Origin of the sequence: Amycolatopsis rhizosphaerae (genome assembly GCF_007713715.1) — a bacterium.
Taxonomy (GTDB): Bacteria; Actinomycetota; Actinomycetes; order Mycobacteriales; family Pseudonocardiaceae; genus Amycolatopsis_E; species Amycolatopsis_E rhizosphaerae.
On sequence record NZ_VJWX01000644.1, the window covers coordinates 1 to 3,488 of the forward strand.

The window sequence follows — 3,488 nt, forward strand, 5'->3', positions numbered from 1 at the left end:
CCCTCGGCCAGCAGGAACAGTTGCTCGGTGAGCGCCTCCGGCAGCCCGGCGGCGCCGACCAGCCCGCGCAGGTAGCCGCGGAACGCCTCCTTGTGGCGCTGGGCCTGCCGGGCCACTCCGGCCGAGACCGCGCCCAGTTCGCCATGGGAGTTGATCCACGCGCAGCCCCGGAACCCCGGCTCGGCGAACCAGCGTTCCAGCCCGTCGAACACGGCGAGAACACGCTCACGCGGGTCTTCCACCGTCTCGACGTGCTCGGCGAGGCGGTGCCGCCATCGGGTGTCCCGCCGCTCCAGGTAGGCCTCGACGAGCTGTTCCTTGGCGGGGAACACCTGGTACAGCCGTTTCAGTGAGACACCCGAGGCGGCACGGATGTCGTCCATGCCGACCGTCTGGATGCCCCGGGCGTAGAACAGCTCCTCGGCCGCGTCGAGCAGCCGGGTCCGCGCGATGTCGCGATCCATCACACCTCACTGTCGAGAACCGTCGTTCTCGACTGTAGCGCTACCGCCCGAGCAGGTACCGCACCCCGGTGAGCCGTTCGGATTCCCGCCAGAGCCGGGCGCCCGCCGCCGCGTCCTGTGCCCGCGCGCCGGGCCGCACCCGGACCGGAGACCCGGTGAACTGCCCGAACCCAGCGGGCCCGTAGTAGTCGCCGCCCCGCGCGGCCGGATCGGCCGCGGCCCGCACCGTCGCCAGCGCCCCGATCTCGGGATCCTGGATGAACCACGAGGTCAGCGGCCTGGTCCTCCTGCCGAGCAGCAGCGCGCGCAGCAGGCGGTTCATGTCGCGGCCGAACTCGGTGCGGGCGTTGCCGGGATGCGCGGCCAGCGCCACGGTCGGCGCCCCGGCGGCGGCGAGGCGGCGGTCCAGCTCGAAGGTGAACATCAGATTCGCCAGTTTGGACTGGAAATAGGCGGGCCAGCGCCGGTAACCGGACGTGAAGTGCGGATCGTCGAAGCGGATGCGGCCCGCGAGATGACCGATGCTGCTCACCGTCACCACGCGGGAGCCCGGCGCCGCCAGCAGCCGGTCCAGCACCAGGCCGGTGAAGGCGAACGGACCCAGATGGTTGGTGGCGAGGGTGCACTCGAAACCGTCCTCGGTGACCTGCGGGGCCGACCGCATCCCACCCGCGTTGTTGACCAGGAGGTCGATCCGTTCGTGCTCGGCCCGCAACCGCTCCGCGGCCCGGTGCACCGAGGCCTGGGAAGCGAGATCCAGGGCCAGCGTGGTGACCCGGCCCCGCGGCGCCAAGGCCCGGATCCGCTGCGCGGCCGCGGCGGCCTTGGCCGCGTCCCGGCAGGCCAGTACGACCGTCGCACCGCGCTCGGCGAGCATCCGCGCGGTCTCGAACCCGAGCCCGGTGTTGGCGCCGGTCACCACCGCCGTCCTGCCGTGCTGCGCGGGTACGGCGGCTGCCGTCCACGGTCTTGGTCTCATGCGCTGGGGCGTGTATTACCACTCCCGTACAGGTCCTTGGCCTTGAGCAGATCGCGGGTGAGCTCCAGCTGCCCGTGGTGCTGCGCGAGCTCCTCGTAGGCGTGCTGCAGGGCCGCCGCCTGCGAGCGCCCGACGACCGTGTCCCGGTACTTCTCCGGCGCCTCGCCCCGCAGCGGGGCCCGCGGGTCCGCGGCCTCGACGTCCTCGCGCAGTCGTTCCCGGGCGGCACGCACGCGCCCGATCAGCTCCGCCACCTCACCGGTCGCCCGGAACTCCGCCTCCCGGTCGCGCTCGATCGTCCGCCCCGCGACCAGCTTCCCCACCCAGAAGTCCAGCACGCCGAGGCAGTGGTGGACGACCGCGTACGGAGAGTTGGCCCCGGGCAGATCGGGACGGCGGTTGGCGCGCTCGTCCCCGAGTTCGGAGAGGATCGCGGTCATGCCGTCCAGGGCCCGGTCGACGAAGAACAGGTATTCCTCGGTGGTGATCAGCACGAGCAGCAGCGTAAGCGCACCGCAGACCCGCCGGTACCCGATTTGCCCGACGGCAATGTCGTTTTTCCGCCAGCGAACCGCCCGTGCAGGCGGGAAGCTGGCATGGTGAAGTACACCGTTGTGGACAGTCCCGTGGGGCCGCTCACGCTCGTCGGCGAAGACGGCATGCTGTCCGGCCTGTATATGCACGAACAACGGCACCGACCGCCGCAGGAGCGTTTCGGCGAGGAGGATCCGGCCGGATTCGGTGCGGTGAAGGAGCAGCTCGCCGAGTACTTCGCCGGGGAACGCACCGTCTTCGACCTGCCGTTGCGCCTGCACGGCACCCCGTTCCAGCGCACCGTCTGGGAGGCGTTGTGCGAAATCCCTTACGGGGAGACGACTTCCTACGGCGAACTGGCCGAGCGGCTCGGACGGCCCGGCGCGGCGCGAGCGGTCGGTCTTGCCAATGGCAAGAACCCGGTCGGCATCATCGTGCCCTGCCACCGCGTGGTCGGCTCGACCGGCGCGCTCACCGGCTACGGCGGGGGAATCGACGTGAAGCGGCGCCTGCTCGATTTCGAACGGGCACCGGAGCTCGCGCTGTTTCCCCCCGGGGAGCGCGCTCTCACCTGAAGTGCGGCCTCAGGTGGGGAGCAGGTCGGTGACGAGCCGGGCCAACTGCCGCAGGTTCCGGCATTCGTGCATCGGCACCACGCGCCCGTACTCGAGCGCGGCGGAATCCCCGGTTCCCCAGGTGGAACGGGGTTCGGGGTTGAGCCAGTACACGTGCCGCGCCCGGTCCGCGATCTCCCGCACCGCCGCGAGGTTCGGGTCGCCGCCGTTGGTCCTGGCGTCCCCGAGGATCAGCACCGAGGTGCGTGGCCCGATCGCGTCGGAGAACCCTTCCACGAAACTGGCGAGCGAATCGCCGTAGTCGCTGCTCATCCCCCACCGGGTCAGCCGGGCCTCGGTCAGGATGCGGCGCGCCAGCCCTTCCGGATCGTCGGATCCGGCCGCCACCAGCCGCGTGATCTCGTCGGTCAGCTCGACGAAGGCGAACGAGCGGACCTTGCTGAACTGGTCGGCCAGCGCCTGCACGAGCAGCAGCGTGAACTGCGCGAACCCGGCCACCGACCCGGACACGTCGCACAGCAGCACCAGTTCCGGCCTGCCAGGCCGCCGGGCCCGCAGCGCCGGGCGCATCGGCACCCCACCGGTGGCCAGCGAGCGGCGCAGGGTGCGGCGCAGATCGATCTGCCCGCGGCGGGCCCTGCGGCGGCGCGCGGCGAGCCGGGTGGCGAGCTTGCGGGACAACGGCTGGATGGTGCGCCGCAGTTCGGCCAGCTGCTCGCGGTTGGCGTTGCTGAAGCTCACCAGGTCGGTCTGCGGCGCGACCGCGTGCTTGGCGATGCGGTCCCGCCCCCGCAGTTCCGCGGTCCGGCGGCGTGCCTCGGCCTGGACGAACTCGCGGAACGTGGCGATCCGCGACTGCGCCTCCTGCCGCGCGATCCCCTCACCCAGCCCGGTCCCCGGCTCCCCGCGGATCGCGGCGAGCACGCGGTCCAGCAG

The 3,488-nt window shown here is 71.9% G+C and carries 5 protein-coding genes; 1 reads left to right on the forward strand and 4 read right to left on the reverse strand.

The features are described 5' to 3' along the window. From FNH05_RS34765 to FNH05_RS34775, 3 genes are all read right to left on the reverse strand, one after another. Positions 1 to 464 (reverse strand): TetR/AcrR family transcriptional regulator (locus FNH05_RS34765; RefSeq protein ID WP_144593092.1); only part of this gene is annotated, 464 nt, incomplete at its 3' end. Positions 465 to 504: 40 nt separating this feature from the next. After that, positions 505 to 1,443 (reverse strand): oxidoreductase, encoded by a 939-nt coding sequence (locus FNH05_RS34770; protein ID WP_144593093.1) that lies wholly within the window; start codon positions 1,441 to 1,443, stop codon positions 505 to 507. Continuing rightward, positions 1,440 to 1,937: a DinB family protein gene (locus FNH05_RS34775; RefSeq protein WP_246128128.1), complete on the reverse strand. Its 498-nt coding sequence runs from the start codon at positions 1,935 to 1,937 to the stop codon at positions 1,440 to 1,442. The genes FNH05_RS34770 and FNH05_RS34775 overlap by 4 nt, the downstream gene beginning before the upstream one ends. A 102-nt stretch (positions 1,938 to 2,039) precedes the next feature. On the opposite strand from FNH05_RS34775, the gene FNH05_RS34780 reads away from it, so the two are divergent. Then, positions 2,040 to 2,552 (forward strand): methylated-DNA--[protein]-cysteine S-methyltransferase, encoded by a 513-nt coding sequence (locus FNH05_RS34780; protein ID WP_144593094.1) that lies wholly within the window; start codon positions 2,040 to 2,042, stop codon positions 2,550 to 2,552. Between the two features lie 9 nt (positions 2,553 to 2,561). Here FNH05_RS34780 and FNH05_RS34785 read toward each other — a convergent pair. After that, positions 2,562 to 3,488, reverse strand: a 927-nt coding sequence (locus tag FNH05_RS34785) for a VWA domain-containing protein (protein WP_144593095.1), incomplete at its 5' end; no start/stop codon positions are given.